At 68.9% G+C, this 15,667-nt stretch carries 17 protein-coding genes; 2 read left to right on the top strand and 15 right to left on the bottom strand.

The features are described 5' to 3' along the window. Positions 1 to 120 precede the first annotated feature (120 nt). Positions 121 to 2,241 carry an ATP-binding protein gene (locus ACIN94_RS27515; protein ID WP_400711890.1) on the bottom strand — a complete coding sequence of 707 codons (2,121 nt, stop codon included), beginning with the start codon at positions 2,239 to 2,241 and terminating at the stop codon, positions 121 to 123. A gap of 180 nt (positions 2,242 to 2,421) precedes the next feature. Here ACIN94_RS27515 and ACIN94_RS27510 point away from each other — a divergent pair, with 180 nt between their 5' ends. Next, positions 2,422 to 2,595: a hypothetical protein gene (locus ACIN94_RS27510; RefSeq protein WP_400712004.1), complete on the top strand. Its 174-nt coding sequence runs from the start codon at positions 2,422 to 2,424 to the stop codon at positions 2,593 to 2,595. 123 nt (positions 2,596 to 2,718) lie between these two features. Here ACIN94_RS27510 and ACIN94_RS27505 read toward each other — a convergent pair whose 3' ends face one another. Continuing rightward, positions 2,719 to 3,552 (bottom strand): transposase family protein, encoded by an 834-nt coding sequence (locus ACIN94_RS27505; protein ID WP_400711887.1) that lies wholly within the window; start codon positions 3,550 to 3,552, stop codon positions 2,719 to 2,721. A 97-nt stretch (positions 3,553 to 3,649) separates the two neighbouring features. After that, positions 3,650 to 4,162: a hypothetical protein gene (locus tag ACIN94_RS27500; protein WP_400711884.1), complete on the bottom strand. Its 513-nt coding sequence runs from the start codon at positions 4,160 to 4,162 to the stop codon at positions 3,650 to 3,652. 433 nt (positions 4,163 to 4,595) lie between these two features. Between ACIN94_RS27500 and tnpB the strand changes: the two genes are divergently transcribed. Beyond that, on the top strand, positions 4,596 to 5,960 hold the full coding sequence (gene tnpB / locus ACIN94_RS27495; protein ID WP_400711881.1) for an IS607 family element RNA-guided endonuclease TnpB: 1,365 nt from the start codon (positions 4,596 to 4,598) through the stop codon (positions 5,958 to 5,960). A 31-nt stretch (positions 5,961 to 5,991) separates the two neighbouring features. Here tnpB and ACIN94_RS27490 read toward each other — a convergent pair whose 3' ends face one another. The 12 genes from ACIN94_RS27490 to ACIN94_RS27435 all read right to left on the bottom strand — a co-directional run bounded on the left by ACIN94_RS27490 (position 5,992) and on the right by ACIN94_RS27435 (position 15,552). Further along, positions 5,992 to 6,309: a gas vesicle protein K gene (locus tag ACIN94_RS27490; protein ID WP_400711878.1), complete on the bottom strand. Its 318-nt coding sequence runs from the start codon at positions 6,307 to 6,309 to the stop codon at positions 5,992 to 5,994. A gap of 52 nt (positions 6,310 to 6,361) precedes the next feature. Continuing rightward, positions 6,362 to 6,664: a gas vesicle protein gene (locus ACIN94_RS27485; RefSeq protein WP_400711875.1), complete on the bottom strand. Its 303-nt coding sequence runs from the start codon at positions 6,662 to 6,664 to the stop codon at positions 6,362 to 6,364. Continuing rightward, a complete protein-coding gene (locus ACIN94_RS27480; RefSeq protein WP_400711872.1) occupies positions 6,654 to 7,466 on the bottom strand; it encodes a GvpL/GvpF family gas vesicle protein in 813 nt (270 codons plus the stop codon). Before ACIN94_RS27480 ends, ACIN94_RS27485 begins: the two co-directional genes overlap by 11 nt. After that, positions 7,459 to 7,884: a gas vesicle protein gene (locus tag ACIN94_RS27475; RefSeq protein WP_400711869.1), complete on the bottom strand. Its 426-nt coding sequence runs from the start codon at positions 7,882 to 7,884 to the stop codon at positions 7,459 to 7,461. The genes ACIN94_RS27480 and ACIN94_RS27475 overlap by 8 nt, the downstream gene beginning before the upstream one ends. Before the next feature lie 11 nt (positions 7,885 to 7,895). Then, positions 7,896 to 8,294 carry a gas vesicle protein GvpO gene (gene gvpO, locus ACIN94_RS27470; protein WP_400711866.1) on the bottom strand — a complete coding sequence of 133 codons (399 nt, stop codon included), beginning with the start codon at positions 8,292 to 8,294 and terminating at the stop codon, positions 7,896 to 7,898. Positions 8,295 to 8,298: 4 nt separating this feature from the next. After that, on the bottom strand, positions 8,299 to 8,577 hold the full coding sequence (locus ACIN94_RS27465) for a gas vesicle protein GvpG (protein WP_400711863.1): 279 nt from the start codon (positions 8,575 to 8,577) through the stop codon (positions 8,299 to 8,301). Between the two features lie 3 nt (positions 8,578 to 8,580). After that, the gene (locus ACIN94_RS27460) at positions 8,581 to 9,393 is read right to left on the bottom strand and encodes a GvpL/GvpF family gas vesicle protein (protein ID WP_400711860.1); all 813 of its coding nucleotides are present in this window, start codon (positions 9,391 to 9,393) and stop codon (positions 8,581 to 8,583) included. A gap of 1 nt (position 9,394) precedes the next feature. Further along, the gene (gene gvpJ, locus ACIN94_RS27455; RefSeq protein WP_400711857.1) at positions 9,395 to 9,817 is read right to left on the bottom strand and encodes a gas vesicle protein GvpJ; all 423 of its coding nucleotides are present in this window, start codon (positions 9,815 to 9,817) and stop codon (positions 9,395 to 9,397) included. A 42-nt stretch (positions 9,818 to 9,859) separates the two neighbouring features. Continuing rightward, the gene (locus tag ACIN94_RS27450) at positions 9,860 to 10,981 is read right to left on the bottom strand and encodes an SRPBCC family protein (protein ID WP_400711854.1); all 1,122 of its coding nucleotides are present in this window, start codon (positions 10,979 to 10,981) and stop codon (positions 9,860 to 9,862) included. Positions 10,982 to 10,986: 5 nt separating this feature from the next. After that, entirely contained in the window at positions 10,987 to 11,676 is a 690-nt protein-coding gene (locus ACIN94_RS27445; protein WP_400711851.1) for a hypothetical protein, read from the bottom strand. A 299-nt stretch (positions 11,677 to 11,975) separates the two neighbouring features. Further along, positions 11,976 to 12,887, bottom strand: a complete 912-nt coding sequence (locus ACIN94_RS27440; RefSeq protein WP_400711848.1) for an ABC transporter permease — start codon at positions 12,885 to 12,887, stop codon at positions 11,976 to 11,978. Between the two features lie 49 nt (positions 12,888 to 12,936). Then, entirely contained in the window at positions 12,937 to 15,552 is a 2,616-nt protein-coding gene (locus ACIN94_RS27435) for an alpha/beta fold hydrolase (protein ID WP_400711845.1), read from the bottom strand. Between the last annotated feature and the right edge of the window lie 115 nt (positions 15,553 to 15,667).

Raw genomic sequence — 15,667 nt, 5'->3', positions numbered from 1 at the left:
CTTTGCTGATAGGGCAAGAACTTTAGGCAAGGATTGAAGGGGACAAATAACTAAGGCGTGGTGGTAAGGCTCGCAAATCGGGATGACTTTCGCGAGACGCGACCGTCTCCCCGGCCAGCGCTATCCACGGAACGGCCCGGGTGTCACGCCGTCGTCGAGCGCGAGCGCCGTGGCCTCCTCCAGGGAGAGCCGGGAACCCTCCTGAAGGTGGGTCTTGTAGGCCTTGTCGCCGAGCAATCGCTTGCATTCCTCGACGCCCTGCTTGTGGCCGTCCTCGAAGAACGGGGAGCCGAACAGGGGCAGTCCGAACAGCCGCCAGTTGCCCTCGGAGGCGCCGTGCAGCCGGGCGGCGCGCATAGCCTGCTCCTCGGTGACGGCGATGCGCGCCATCACCTCCAGGCACATCAGGGTGCCGATCACATCATGAAAGCGGAGCTTGATGCGCAGCCCTTCACGGGCGTTGGCGGTGGCCTCGGTGAGCCGGCCGGACTTCAGCTGCGCTTCCGCCAGGGCCCAGTACACGTGCGAGCGCAGCCATAGTTCGCCCCGCTGCAGGCACACGTTCAGACAGTCCTGCAGGAGCTGCTCGGCTTCGGTCGCCTCGTTCTGTGCAGTGAGTACGAACGACAGCTCCACGATTGCCGGCAACAGGCCCGGATTGAGCTCGCCCCCGCCGCGGTGGAACTCGATGGCGACGCCCAGCAGCGCGGTGGCCTTCTGCAGATCGCCTTGGATCGAGGCGGCGGTGCCGAGCATTTTGGTGGCCAGGATCACGGAGGCGGAGTCGCCCACCTGCATGGCCTCGTTACTGCACTGCTCGGCGTATTTTATTGCGCTGTCCGTGTCGCCCTGTTGGCTGCATACATACGACATCACCCACAGTGCCTTGCAGCGCTCCTTGCTCGGCTCGGAACTGGCCGTCAGCGCCCGCTCCAGATACAGCTTGCCCTCGCGGGAGAACCCGCAGGCCACCCACATGAACCAGAGTGACGACAGCAGGTTAAGGGCGGTCTTCGCCTCGTCCGGAGTGGACAAGCAGTAGTTGATGGCTGCCCGGAGGTTGTTCTGCTCCAGACGTGTGCGCGTGAACCAGTACACCTGTTGCGGCCCCGACCAGGCGTGCTCGCCACGCTCGGCCAGTTGCAGGTAATAGTCGCGATGCTTCATCCGGATGTGGTTGGTCTCGCCCAGCTTCTTCAGCCACTCCTCGCCGTACTGGCGCAGGGTGTCGATCAGCCGGTAGCGGTGGCCCGCGGCGGTGCCGTCGGTCAGCAGGATGGACTTCTCCACGAGACTGGCGGTGAGGTCCACGATGGCTTCGGAGGGGAGATTGTCCCCGGAGCAGACGTAGCGGGCGGCGTCCAGTTCGAAGTCGCCGGCGAAGACCGACAGCCGGGCCCACAGGAGCCGCTCCGCGGGCTCGCACAGCTCATGGCTCCAGCCGATCGCGGCGCGCAGCGTCTGGTGGCGGGGCAGCGCCGTACGGCTGGCACCCGCGAGCAGGCTGAACCGGTCGGCCAGCAGGCCGAGAATCTGCTCCACCGACAGCGCCCGCATCCGGACCGCGGCCAGTTCGATGGCGAGCGGGATACCGTCCAGGCGGCGGCAGAGCTCGGCCACCGGGCCGATGGCGTGCTTGTCAAGCGTGAAGTCGGGTAGGACCGCCTCAGCCCTCGCGGTGAACAGCTGGACCGACTCGTTGGAGAACAGGCTCTCGTCGAGGTCGTCGCCGGGCACCGCGAGCGGCGGCACGTTCACGACCTGCTCGTACGGTAGTTGCATGGACCGTCGGCTGGTTGTGAGGATGCGCAGGTTGGGGGCGCGGCCCAGCAGTTCGTCGACCAGACAGGAGCAGGCCTCGATCAGGTGTTCGCAGGTGTCGATGATGAGCAGCATGTCTCGCTCACCCACCCATTCGGTGAGTGTGTCGCTCTCCGGGCGTGCGGACTGGTCGGCGATCCCGAGCGCCGAGGTGATCGTGTGCCGGACCATCCCCGCATCCTGAAGCCGGGCCAGGTCGGCGAACCACACGCCGTCCTTGAAATGACTCCGCACAAGGTGCGCGATGCGCAGCGCCGTACGGGACTTGCCGACGCCGCCGATACCGGTCAGGGTGACCAACCGCGTCTCAGGCTCCTGAAGCCGTTTCCGGAGCGTGGTCAGCAACTCGGCCCGTCCCACGAAGCTGGTCAGTTCGTTGGGGAGATTGCCGTCTCGTCGCCATCCTGATGGCGTTGCCATGGGCCGCCTCACGGGGGGTAGCTGACAGGGGGCGTAGCTCACATCTGCCACCGCATCGTACCGCCTGTGCCCCTGCCTGTCCGTTGAGCCGCAATCGGGCGGACCCTGGGTTGCGACGTACGGCGACACGCCTGCCTCCGAGAAGGAACGACCCGCCGTGCCGCTGGTTAGCATGTATGGGTGACAGTGAACGAGCCCGACGACCTGCGCCCCGTCGACCTCTCCGACGACGGGCCACCGATCCTGCCCGACCAGACCAGCGACGACACCGATCTTGGGTGGGGTGAATGGCGTGGTTCGGATGACAACGACGCCCGCCTGCTGGAGGACCGGCCGCCGCACTGGGGGTTGTGAATTGCTGATTGCTTCATCAGTGAGTTCGTTTCATCCTGAAGTTGCAGGTCAAGGGCCTGGTGTGGCGTGGTGTGGGCGTGCTCGTGCTGGTAGTTGACCGGGATCATGAGTGTTGATCATCTGTCATCGGGTGATCTCGGTGTTGACCAGGACCATCAGAGCGCGTAGCAGCGTGGTGGCGTTCGCGGCGTGCATCCGGAGCTTGGTGAGGATCCGCCAGTTCTTCAGCGCGGCGAAGCCGTGCTCGACGGGGGCGCGTTCGGCGCTGATGAGCTGGTTGACCTGCTTTTCAGCGGTGGTGAGGGGCCTGCCGCGGGCGGCTTTGCGGCCGGTGATGATGACCGGGTGGTCGGGGTCGTCGTCCAGTCCGACGAAGCCCAGGTCGGCGATGGCGCCCAGCCCGGCCTCGCGCAGCCGGGCAGCGAGCTTGTTGTGGCGAGCGGTGGTGATCTCGGATGCGCGGCCGGGCCGGGCGGCGGAGATCCACAGCAGGTTGCCCTTGCGGTCGGTGATGGCCGGCACCAGCAGCCCATGGACCTTGTGCTTGCCCGAGTAGTTCTTGCGGTTGCCGGGGCCGGTGCGGCGGAGGGTGCGCACCAGGGTGCCGTCGAGTAAGACGACCTCGCCGCCCTGCTTGGCGATCTTCTTCAGGACGCGGTCCAGACGCGGCGCCTTGGCGGCGAGCAGGTCGATCGCTTCCAGGACCCAGCGGCGCACGGTGGAGGCCGAAACGTCGTTGCCGCCGACCAGGTCGGCCAGGCGCTGGTCGTGGCGCAGGACGGCGAGCACGATGACGGCGATCTGCCCGGGCGCCAGTTTGCGCCGGCGTGAGCCGATCGCCTTCAGGTGGCTGCGGATCAGGTCGGCGATGAAGGTGATGGTTTTGGTGGACAGCGGTAGGCGGCACTGGTAGACAGCAGACGGTGCGTCCTCGGTGGTCAGCGTGGTAGTGGTCACACGCCGCCATGCCCCTGCCGGGGACGCGCTCGAGGACTGATGTCACCCGGCGACGCCTCCGATCAGGGGCAGCATGCCGAAGCGGAGTACTGCCTGCTCACCCGAGCGGTAGGAACGCGCCGCTGGGGCTTTTGCGCAGCCAGCCCCGCTCGACCAGTCGTTTCAGCTTCGCCCGCACGCCCTCGACCTGCCCCGGCTCGGTGGAAAGCCCCAACTGCTCGCAGATCGTCTTGCATGGCAGTGGGCCATCGCCGGCGCGTACCGCCGACAGCAATGCCTGGTAGTCGGCGGGCAGCGTGTGAACCCCGGTGGCCTCGTGCCGGAACGGGATCAACCGGCTGCCGGGCAGCAGTTCGGCGGCGCGAGCCGCCGTCAGCGCCACCCGATGCACCGGCACGGACTCATCGACCGGTTCCTCAGCCGGTTCCTGGCCCGGCCTGATCGTCTCCTCCTGCGCGGCGGAGTGCTCGGCGAGGATCTCCTTGACCACCTGCTCGGCCACGCGCAGTCGATCCAGGTCGTCTTCGGCCTCGGCCAGCTGGGTGCGCAGCCGCTCGGCATGTTCGGTCAGTGTGACCAGGCGTGCGGTGATCTGGTCCAGCAGCGACAACGACACGACATCCCCGGCAGGCGATTTGATGGTTACCTGTCGAAAGCATCTGGACACGAGCGATAACGGTCCCGGGCCGGTCGTCGCAGGCGAATCCGAAAGATCCGCCTTTGTCTCTGTCGTGTGATCAAGAGCCATGATCCCTGCCACCTACTAGCGGGGATAACGCCCACTCTCGCCAGGCCAGCCTCTCCTACCTGCGGAAACAGGATGGAAAGAGCTCAGTGTTTATCGGTTCTTCTCTGGATTCCTCCGTCCGGCGGGGCGGGTGGCCGGCCCTTGGAGCGGTGGATGGGGGATCGGGGCGGTGCGAGGATGCGGTGCCGGGGTGCGGTGCGGGTTTTTCCGCCGGTCCGGTGGCTGTCGATCACCTCCCGAAGGTAAGCTCATCGTCATCGTTTGACAGCGGTGAGTAATGAGTGGGGGTGGGGTGGTGCGGGTCCATCAGGCCTACCGCTACGCCCTGGACCCCACCCCCGGGCAGACCGTCGCGCTGGCCTCGTGCGGGGCGTCCCGGTACGCGTTCAACTGGGCTCTGGGCCGGGTCAAGGCGGCCTTGGAGCAGCGGGAGGCCGAGAAGACCTACGGCGTCCCCGCCGAGCTGCTGACCGAGGTGCCGTGGTCGCTGTACGGCTTGCGTAAGGTGTGGAACGCGGTCAAGGGTGGGGTGGCGCCGTGGTGGGCGGAGCACTCCAAGGAGGCCTACAACACCGGCCTGGACGGTCTGGCGCGGGCGTTGAAGAACTGGTCGGCCTCCCGCACAGGCACCCGCAAAGGACCGAAGATCGGCTTTCCCAGGTTCAAGTCCAAGCACCGCACCACCCCGTCGTGCCGGTTCACCACCGGCACCATCCGCGTCGAGGCCGACCGCCGCCACGTCACCCTGCCCCGGCTGGGCACCCTCCGCACCTGCGAGTCGACCCGGAAACTGGCCCGCCATCTGGAGCGGGGCACCGGGCGGATCCTGTCGGCCACCGTCCGCCTGCAGGGCGGCCGCTGGTCGGTAGCCTTCGCCTGCGAGATCGACCGCACCGAGCGGCCGCCCCTGCGGCCGGACGCGGTGGTCGGGGTGGATCTGGGGGTGAGGAACCTCGCCGTGCTGTCCACCGGCAAGGTTGCTCCCCACCCCAAACACCACCGCTCGGCGCTGCGCAGGCTGCGCCGGTTGAACCAGCAGCTGGCCCGCCGTATCGGCCCGCGCACCCCCGACGGCGGCCGGCGGGAGCCCTCGGCCCGCTGGTCCAAGGCCAAGGCCGCGCTCGGCAGGGCGCACGCCCGGGTGGCCCACCAGCGGCGCGACGGCCTGCACAAGCTGACCACCCGCCTGGCCACGACCTACGGCACGGTCGTGGTCGAGAACCTGCACGTGGCCGGGATGCTCGCCAACCGGCGCCTGGCCCGCGCGGTGGCCGACACCGGCATGGCCGAGGTCCGCCGGCAGCTCACCTACAAGACCGCCTGGAACGGCGGCCGGCTGATCGTGGCCGACCGCTGGTATCCATCCAGTAAGACGTGTTCGGGTTGTGGCGTGGTGAAAGCCAAGCTCGCCCTGTCCGAACGCATCTTCACCTGCGCGGCGTGTGGTCTGGTCCTGGACCGGGATCTGAACGCCGCCCGTAATCTGGCCGCGCTGGCGGCCGACGTCGCCCAGAGTTGCGGGGAGACGGTAAACGCCCGTGGAAGAGCGGTAAGACCCGGCGCCCGCGCCGGGCACGCCCCGGTGAAACGGGAACCCCGGCAACGGGGAACGCTGCCCCGGCAACGCGGCAGCTCGCTGGCTCTCACCGAGAAACACTGAGAATCAGCGAACGGTAGGGGCCGCGACCTCCTCAGTCCGTGGGCAGAAGCGTCCCGAGCGGTCCGAGATCGAGGTTGAGATCGGACGGCGACAGGCCGAAGCGCTCGCGCAGCTCGGTCATGGCCTCTTCGAGGCGCATCAGCGTCAGCCCCAGCGTCTCGATCTGCTCGTCGGACAGGTCGCCCTGCTCCATGCGCCGCACGCACTGCCGCTCCACCAGCTGGCGTACGAGTTCGACGAGGGTGAGCACCAGGCAGGTCAGATCACGCTCGACCTTCTCCGAGTCGGTCTCGATGCGCCAACGGCTCGACCGTGTGGTCTCCGATCGTGCGGTGTCCGGCCGTGCCACGCTCGATCGAGGCGTATCCGATCGAGCCGTGCCGGGGCCTCTCGTGGAGGGGTCATTTCCAGGTCGGCTCACGCCAGGCCTCCCGCTCGGTCGTTGTCTCCCATCCGGCGGTGCCGGACTCCCAGCTGGTTCCGCGGGTCACCCGTTCCGTCGTGTCGGACGCCCGGATGGACGTGATCAGCACGCGCAGCGAGATGCGCACGAGATCGATGTCGGCGATGGACAGGACGAGGTCCCCGCTCACCACGACGCCACCCGCCAGTAGCCGGTCCAGCAGGTCGACGAGCGCCACGCGCTGCTGGGGAAGGCGCCCCTCGGCGGCCAGCGTGGCGCCTCGCGAACCCCTAGGTTCCATCGGGCGTCTCCGGACCGGCCGTGTCGAGATCAATGGCGGTGAAGGAGTAGGGGGCCCACGGACCGGTGAGTTCCAGGTCGAGCCCCTGCCCGCGGAGGACATCGAGGGTGGCGGCGAACTCGTCGCCGCGGTCGTCGTCGACGAGGTAGGCGCCGTTGAGCACCATCCACTCGGTACGGCCTGACAGCTCCGGATCCTGGGGGCGATGACGCAGGCTCGCGACGGCGACGGCGGCCAGCGCGGCGTGGACATGTTCGGCCTGGGCGAGGGCACGGCGCTGTGCGTCCTCCCGGCTGCGCAGGCTCGCCTGCCGGCGTTTCAGGTAGGCCGTGCCGGGACTGTCCGCCTCCGCGTTCTCCGGGGCCTCCCCGCTCTCCCCGGCGGTCGAGGACGGTGCCGTGTCCTGCTCCGCGTACGCCTTCACGCCCCACTCCCTGCGTCCGGTGACGCGTGAGAGCACCGCGACGAAGTCGTCATGCCGCCGGTCCAGCAGGTCGCTCACCTGTTCCTCGCTGGTGTAGACGGTCACGAGCCGGACGGGAGCCGTCGGAACCGTCTCCGCCACGGCCTCCACGACCTGGTGGTGAGCGCGGGCCGTGCACCCGATCCAGTCCAGATCCTCCAGCGAGCGTCGCAGCGGCTCCTCTCCGAACTCCTCCAGCGGCACGGTGCTCACGTAGGCGACGAGACCGGCACGCTCGACCGTCCTCACCTGCGTTCCGGCCACACCCGTCAGGTCCGCCGGGTGGGGGCGGCCCGTACCGCGGGTGATCGCGTAGACGTACGTGCCGACCTCAGTCACCGCGTTCCCTCACTCGGGGGGACCGTTCTCCGGTGGTCTCCTCCCGCGCTCCGGAGGTCTTCTCCCGCGCCTCGACAGGCCGACGTCCCGACAACCGGCCCTCCGCGACGGCAAGCCGCTCGCGGAGCCTGCGGTTCTCCTCCTCCAACTCGCCGTCCTGCGCGCTGAGCCACGGGTCGCGCTCCCACCAGTCGATGCCCAGCTCCCGGGCCGTGTCCACCGAGGCGATCAGCAACCGCAGCTTGATGGTGAGCAGCTCGATATCCAGCAGGTTCACGCGGATGTCTCCCACGATCACCACGCCCCTGTCGAGCACGCGCTCCAGAATGTCGCCCAGGTTGGCCGGTCCTCCCCCCGAGGACGTCCTGCTGCCGTAGCTCTGCGGGGCCATGTAACCGGACCGTGCTGGATTGGTCATCTCACGACGCCTCACTCACTGTTGTCGCTCCGGCCGCGCTTGTAGCGCCGCGTCCTGCGGTAGGACAGCAGGTCTCCCTCCTGATCCATCTCGACCTCGTAGAGCGCGAGGATGTCACCCGAGGACGGGATGCGGCGGTCTTCGACGACCTCGACCCCGACCATCCAGCCGTCCTCCTCCGGCCGTACGAACGTGACGCCCTCGGCCTCCTTGGACGTCAGGTCGATGATGTACCGCAGTCCGGACTTGCCGGCGGTCGCCGCCGAGAGGCCCCGTGACCGCCGTTCCGTACGCGTGGTCTCCTGCGGCGACTCGTCCTCGTCGAACGTCTCGTCGTCCTCTTCGTAGAGGTCGTCAGGGGCATCCGTTTCGGTGACACGCCTGTCGCGGGCTCCGCGTCTGACGGGCACGAGATCATCCCTCCTCGTCCTCTTCGCCCCTGCCCGGCATGGCCATGCCCGGCAGGTCCTGCTGGGCCGTCATCTGTCCGAGGACCTGTTCCACCGCCTCGGCCTCCTCCTCCTCGGTGATCTCGCCGGAGAGCCTGGCCTCCTCTATCTCCTCCAGCCGGCGCCGGACCGCCGCCGGGTGCCGGGTCTCCAGGTCGGCCTGCTCCTGCACCAGTTCGCCGAGCTTGATCAGCCCACGGATCGGAGCGAACGGCAGGCCGAAGATCATGGTCAGCAGTTCCATCCGTCATCCCTCCCGTCGCTGTGTCGTGACGAAGTCGTACGGCGCCATCGGGCCGAGCAGGCGCAGGTCGACCCGGCCCGTCCACCTCTTGCCGAACTTCTCGACAGCCCGGCTGAACTCGGCCTGCTGGTCGGTCTCTATCAGGAAGGCCGCGTGCACGGCGTCCTGCTCGTGGGTCGGCTCACGCACCACGACCATGACGCTCAGTGGAGCGAGAGCGTCGACCAGCGCCTCCGTGTCGGCATCGCGCTTCGCCGCGACGGCCTCGCCGACCATCTCTCCGAGCTGGATCCGCGCGTCCCACGTCGTCTCCTCCGGCCGGCCACGGATCTCCTCGCGCAGCCGGGCGGCCTCGGGGTTCTCCGCGAGAACCTCGCCGATCACCACCTGCTCGACGTAGCGGCCCTTGACGACGTACTGCACTCGGTCCTCAAGCTCGTTCAGGGTGGCGAGGAACTCGTCGTGATAGGGCTCGAGCAACTCGTTGAGGACCGCTTCCGGGCCGGTCACCACCGCTCCGAAGCGGAGCGGGAGTACGGGCACCTCGGCGGCGGTGGCGTCCAGCAGCCGTTGATGGGCGATCAGATCGTCCGGCCTGCCGAGCGGGCGGTCCAGGGTGACCTTGCTTATCAGGGCGGCGATCTTGCCGTGCCGTACCAGCTTGATCCGCCCTGGAGGGTCGCCTATCCCGCGGGCGTCGGGAGAGAGTTCGACGTCGGCCGGTATGACGCCGTAGATGTAGGTACCGCTGTTCTGCCTGCGCCGGGGGGCTTTCTCCGAGGCGGCGGTCCCTGTTTTTCCGGTGGGGTCGGGCATGTCAGTCCTCCTCCCGTCGCCGACGTCGGCGGGGAGCCGGCTCGCGGTCGTCCTCGGGCTCTTCGGAGTCGCCGAGGAGCTCGTGGAGTTTCTCTCCGGCCGCTTCCACCGCGCCCTGGGTGATGCCCTTGGTCTTCGACTTGCTCACGCTCTGCGTCATGCCCTCCATGACTTCCGGAAGGCCCTTTCCGCCGGTCTGCGTGAGGTCCAGCCGGTTCACGGCCTCTGCGAAACGCAGGTAGGTGTCGACACTGGCCACGACGATGCGCGCGTCGATCGTCAGGACTTCGATCCCGACCAGCGAGACCCTGATGTAGGCATCGATCACGATGCCCTTGTCGAGAATCGTGTCGATGACGTCGGCCAGACCCGACGAAGACCCACGGCTGCCTGCCCCGCTCCCCGAAGGTTGCACGATGGTCATCTGTTGTCTCCTCGGCTCGGTGCTCGCTTCCCTGTCTCCGGGTCATGCGCCTCGGGCGCCGGCCCGGCGGCGGGTGGGACGCGAGGGCGGTCTCTCCTCCTGGCCTGCCTCCGCTTCGCGGCGCTGGCGCTGTACAGGGCGTCGTGCCTTTTCGGGTTCCTCTTCCTCCTCTTCCTCCTCTTCCTCTTCCAGTTCCTCCTCGGCTCGCACACCGCGGCGCTGGCGCGGTATCGGGCGGTGTCTTGCCTGCCTGGGTTCCTCCTCTTCCTCGCCGACCTCCTGTTCCTGCGCCTCCTCTCCCTGCGGAGGCTCTTCCTGTTCCCGCTGTTCCTTCTCCTCCTCCTCCTTGAGGGCGGTCTCGTGGTCCTTTACGACCTGGCTGTCGCGTATCTCGCCGCGCCAGCCTTCGATCTCGTCGGGTCTGAGCAGCGCCTGCGTCATGACATGACGCCGGAAGTGCTTGAACTCCAGACGCGCCCGCCGGCCCGGCGCGCGCCAGAGGTTTCCGGTGCGCTCGAAGAGTCCCTGCGGGTGGTACTCCAGCACGAGCAGAATCCGGGTCATGTCGGGAGTGATCGCGTGGAAGGTCACGGCGCCGTCGACGTAGCCCTTGGCTCCCTTGGAACGCCAGATGATCCGCTGGTCGGGCACCTGCTCGACGATCGTCGACTCCCAGGTCCGATGGGACCAGAAGACCTGAGCCTTCCACATCAGCTTCTCGTCGGACGCCTGGTCGACCCCCTCGACCTTCTTCATGAAGCTGGGGAAGTCCTGGAACTGGGTCCACTGGTTGTAGACGAGTCTCAGCGGGGCGCCCACGTCGAGCGACTCGACGATGTTGATCACCTTGAGCTTGCCGCCCTTGCCGCCTTTTCCGCCCCCTGTGATCTTCTTGAGCAGGCTGCTTCCCGCCATTTTGACCATCCCCTTCAGCCCGGCGGCCACGGGGTGCTTCGACCCGGTGATCGCCCCCAGGAGGTCCGTTCCGCCGTTGCCCACATAGTCGGTCAACCGGTCGGTCAGCCCGCCGATCTTTTCGGTCGCGGACGACAGGATCCGTTCCCCGAGTGCCTCGGCGAGGTTCCGTAGTTCCTGGGTGAGCTGTTCTATGGGCAGCACCTGCCCGGCCTCACGTTCCGGGTGAGCCTTGAACGTCTCGGTCATCGAACTCACCTCCGTGCCCGGCGGACAGGGCTGTCGCCCGCGGTCGCCTTCTCACGCTGCATGTCGCTCCGGCGCCTTGTGCTCTTGGGCGACGGCTCCTCGTCCTCCTCCTCTTCCTCTTCCTCTTCCTCGTACTCTCCGTACTCTTCGGGCGCGGTGCGGGTTCTGGCCGCCGGGCGGCCGCGGGTGCCGGGGGCGCGTCGCCCGCGGAGGGGCTCCTCTTCTCCGTACTCTCCGGGCTCCTCCTCCTCGTAGTCCTCCTCGTAGTACTCGTCCTCGGGTTCCCGCTCCTCACGACCGGCACGGGCTCTGCCGCCCTTGCCGCCGGGGGCGCGTCGCCCGCGGGTGGGCTCCTCTTCCTCTTCTGCTCCGGCGCCAACTCTGCCGGGGGCCCGCAACGACTCCGCGCGGTCATGGAGCTTGGAGGTCAGGGCGTCGACCTGCTTGCTCGCCGCCGACACCATCGCCGCCTTGCCGACCTCAAGCAGCTCACCCCGGACGCTGCTGGCGAGCTTCTCGATCTCGGGGGAGGATCCCAGCAGCTTCAGGCCCTTCTGGAGCAGGGCGGGTCCGCCTCCGCCCAGCCGGCCGGTCGCGCCGGCCACTGCCAGCGCGAGCGCCATCCGCAGCTTGTGATGCCGGCCCAGAAAGTAGCCCGCACCGACAGCCAGGGCTATCTGTGCTCCGCACTTCACGATCACCACTCCCCAATCGATCGCTCCGTCTTGGGATCCGCCCGTCCACAAGGCTTCGACCGGCAGGACGGGAGGGAGACGCCGTCAGGGACTGCGTCTGTCGTTCTGAACGTGTCGGAGGCATATCGCTTCCGATGTGGCGGTTTCCTACCCGTGAACGTGATGAAGAAACTCATATAGGTAAAAACCGGACATCATTGGCAATTTTATGCGAAAAGGTCCAATGTGCCTGGTGGTGGACACGTCCACGGCCGATATGCGGAGGGGGACGTCAGTAATCATGAAATAGCGGCGAAGCGCTAAGAAACGATGTCCCTGCGCCGGAAACGGCGGAAGGCGAAGGCGATCAGGACCGCCGAGTAGGTAATCGACACGGCCACACCCTTGACCATGCCGCCATAGTCGGGCTGCGGCGCCAGGGCGTCCAGCCAGGCCGTGTTCCAGAAGGTCGGGAGGGACTCCCGGAGCGAGCCGAGCGCCTCCACCGCCTGCAGGATGTTGCTCACGATCACCAGACCGACCGCCCCGCCCACCGCGCCGAGCGGGGAGTCGGTGCTGACCGAGAGCAGGAAGGCCAGGGAGGCGACCACGGACTGGCTGATCAGGACGTAGATGATCACGATGCCGAAGCGGGGCAGCACGTCCAGTGCGGCGACGGTCTCGCCGGTGCCCGGCACCCGTACGTCGTTCCAGCCGAAGACGAGGGTTCCGGCCAGCAGGGCCATCAACGGCAGGCAGATCACCGCGGCCGCCGAGTAGCCCGTCGCGACGATCAGTTTCTGCCGGAGCAGCCGGTCGCGGGGGATCGGAGCCGCCAGCAGGTAGCGCAGCGACGACCAGCCGGCCTCGCTGGCCACGGTGTCGCCGCAGAACAGCGCCACCGCGACGACCAGCAGGAATCCGGCCGACACCGACAGCGCGAACGCGGCGAAGTTCAGGCCGCCCTCGGTCGCCAGGTCGGAGATGCGCATCGTGTTGCTCGGCTGGCCGGATCCGGCACCGAACGTGAACGCGATCACCAGAACCCACGGCAGCGCGAGCAGCAGGCCGAACATGACCAGCGTGCGGCGCCGTTTGAACTGGCGGACGGCCTCCACCGCCAGCGGCAGTGTGCGCCCGGGCAGGTATCCGGACGCCGAGCCGCTCTCCGGAGAACCGGTGCCCGCCGGACCGTCGGTCACGGCCGTACCGGGGCCGTGGGTGTCGCTCATCGAAATCCTTCCAGCGTGGAGACCTCGGGCTTCAGCCATGGGGAGGGAGTCATGCGTTCTCTCCGATCAGGTCCAGGAACACGTCCTCCAGGCGGGTGCCCGAGCCGTTGACGGAGGTACGGCCGCGCAACAGCTCGCTCACCGGGCCGGCCGTGATGAGGCGGCCGCGGTGCATGACCACCACGTGGCTGCAGGTCTGCTCCACCTCGGCGAGCAGGTGGCTGGAGACGATGACGGTACGGCCCCGCGCGGCGTAGGAGATCAGGACCTTGCGCATCTCACGGATCTGGGGCGGGTCGAGACCGTTGGCGGGCTCGTCGAGGACCAGCAGGTCGGGCAGGCCGAGCATGGCCTGCGCGATGGCCAGGCGCTGGCGCATGCCCTGGGAGTAGGTCCGCACGGCGCGTTCCAGCGCGCCGCCGAGCCCGGCGATCTCCAGGGCCTCGGCGAAGTGGGCGTCCTCCGGCGGGCGGCCCGTCGCCTTCCAGTAGAGCTCCAGGTTCTCCCGGCCGGTCAGGTGCGGCAGGAAGCCGGGGCCCTCGACGAAGGAGCCCAGCCGGGACAGGGCCGGGGCGCCCGGGACGACCCGGTGGCCGAAGATCCGGATCTCGCCCGCGTCGGGGTGGATCAGGCCCATCAGCATGCGCATGGTGGTGGTCTTGCCCGCGCCGTTGGGGCCGAGCAGGCCGAGCACCTGACCGTGCTCGACCGTGAAGGACAGGTCGTTCACCGCCAGCTCGCCGTTGCCGTAGGCCTTGGTCAGACCGTCGATCCGCAGCGGCACGGCGTCCAGGGCGGGATCGTGCCCGTCCTCGCCGCGTCGGCGTCCCGCGAGCAGCAGGGCCGCCGCGACGACGAGGGAGGCCAGCGGCAGCGCCCAGGTCCACAGGTCGGGGCCGCCGGCCGGGGTCCGCAGAGTGGTGTCGGTCGGTACGGTCACGGACTGCGAGGCCAGGCCGACCGTGTAGACGGCCGGCGCGGAGGGGGTGCTGTAACCGAGGTCGGTGGTGGTGAAGGCGACCCGCAGCCGGTGACCGACCTCGAAACGGTGGTCGATGGCGGGCAGGCTGACCACGGCCTCGCCGGTGCCGCCCCCGGGGAGGACGATCCTGACGGGAGCGGCTAGCGACTCGGGCAGGAGCGGTGCCTGGGTGTCGCCCGCCACGTCGTAGAGCTTCGCGAACAGCGTCACCTCGGTGGGTCCGGCCCTGCCGTCTCCGGCCGCGGAGGTCCCTCCCGAGGTGGAGGCCGCCGGTTCGGACCGTACCCGTACCTTCACGGTGGAGCTGCCGGTGACCTGCAACGGGGTGGCCAGCGGTGCGGAGTCGAAGGTGGCGCTCTGGCCCGCCATGTCGATGGACACGCTCAGGTTTCCAGCGCCGCCCGCGAGACCGCCGAAGCCGGGGACCGCGGAGATCGAGGCGGGGGACCCGCCAGGAGGGTTGGCCACCTGCTGGTCGGAGCCGCTGAGCGGCACCGTGGTCTGGGCGGTGCCGCCCAGCCCGGGGTAGCCGTCCGCGGTGGCGTGCAGCTGGACCGGGCGGCGGGTGCCCGGGTCACGGCCGCCGGCGCGGGTGACGGTGAACGGGCTGCCCGCCAGGTCCGCGCCGGCGTCCTTCCTCAGGTAGCGGTCGAACCAGCCGAGGGTCCGCTCGCGGATCCAGTCGGCCTCGCCGTCGCCGCCGTCGTGGCCGCCGTCGAACCAGGCCACACCGACCGGGGCGCCGGTCGCGGCGATGGCCCGGGCGTTGGCGTCCGCCTGGCCCAGGGGGAACAGCGAGTCACGCTGACCCTGGAGCAGCAGCGTCGGAATCCTGATCTTTCCGGGTACGGAGATCGGGCTGGACCTGCGCAGGGTCTCGATCGCGCCCTGGGTCGCCCGGCCGGTCTCGGCCACCTGCTGGTACATGTCGCAGATCTCCGGCAGGAACCGGCCGCACCGGACCTCCTGCGCGGTCAGCGGCGGGGTGGGCGGGGCGACGCGACCACCCGGTCCGCCCAGCGCTCCCAGCCCCGCCTCCGGCGCCGGGCCGCCCCGGCTGAAGAACAGGCCCGCCCACATCCGCTTGAACACGCCGTTCCGCGGTCCCTGGCCCCCCGCGTCGGGGAACAGTGCGTCGGCCAGGTCGTACCAGGTGATCTGGGGGACGATCGCGTCGATCCGGCTGTCGTACGCGGCGGCCATCAGCGCGATCGCCCCGCCGTACGAGCCGCCCGCGATGCCCACCCGCGGATCGCCGGCCGCGTCGAGCTGGACCTCGGGCCGCCTGGCCAGCCAGTCCACGAGCTGGCGGACGTCCTTGACCTCGTAGTCAGGGGAGTTGAGCGCGATCTGCCCGGTGGACCGGCCGAAGCCCCGTGCCGACCAGGTCAGTACGGCGTAGCCCTCCTGCGCCAGCCGTACCGCGTCGTCCCGGACGCTCTGCTTGCTGCCACCGAAACCGTGCGCGAGCAGCACCGCGGGAGCCCTGCCGCCTCCGGCGGGTGGGAAGAAACTCGCGTCGAGCGTCACCCGCTGGTCGTCGCCGGGGCCGTCCAGGACCGTGATCTCCTGTTCCTGGACCCGCACCGGCGGTGCGGACGGCCACAGCAACCAGGCCGCGACACCGATGACAAGCACGGCGACCACCGCGACCCAGGTGGTCGGCCTCCCCGCGAGTTTCATGCCGCGAGCCTACTGAGAGGAGCTGAGAGATACCTGAGACGGTTCCGCGGCGGGCGGACCGGCCCGTGGCTCCAGTCCTCCGCCCGGTGTGAGACGGACCGGTGGACGGCCCCGG

The sequence above is a fragment of the Streptosporangium sp. NPDC087985 genome, assembly GCF_044741965.1.
Classification (GTDB): Bacteria; Actinomycetota; Actinomycetes; order Streptosporangiales; family Streptosporangiaceae; genus Streptosporangium.
Note: the sequence above shows the minus strand (reverse complement) of the source record. Positions and strands in the feature narration are given on the sequence as shown.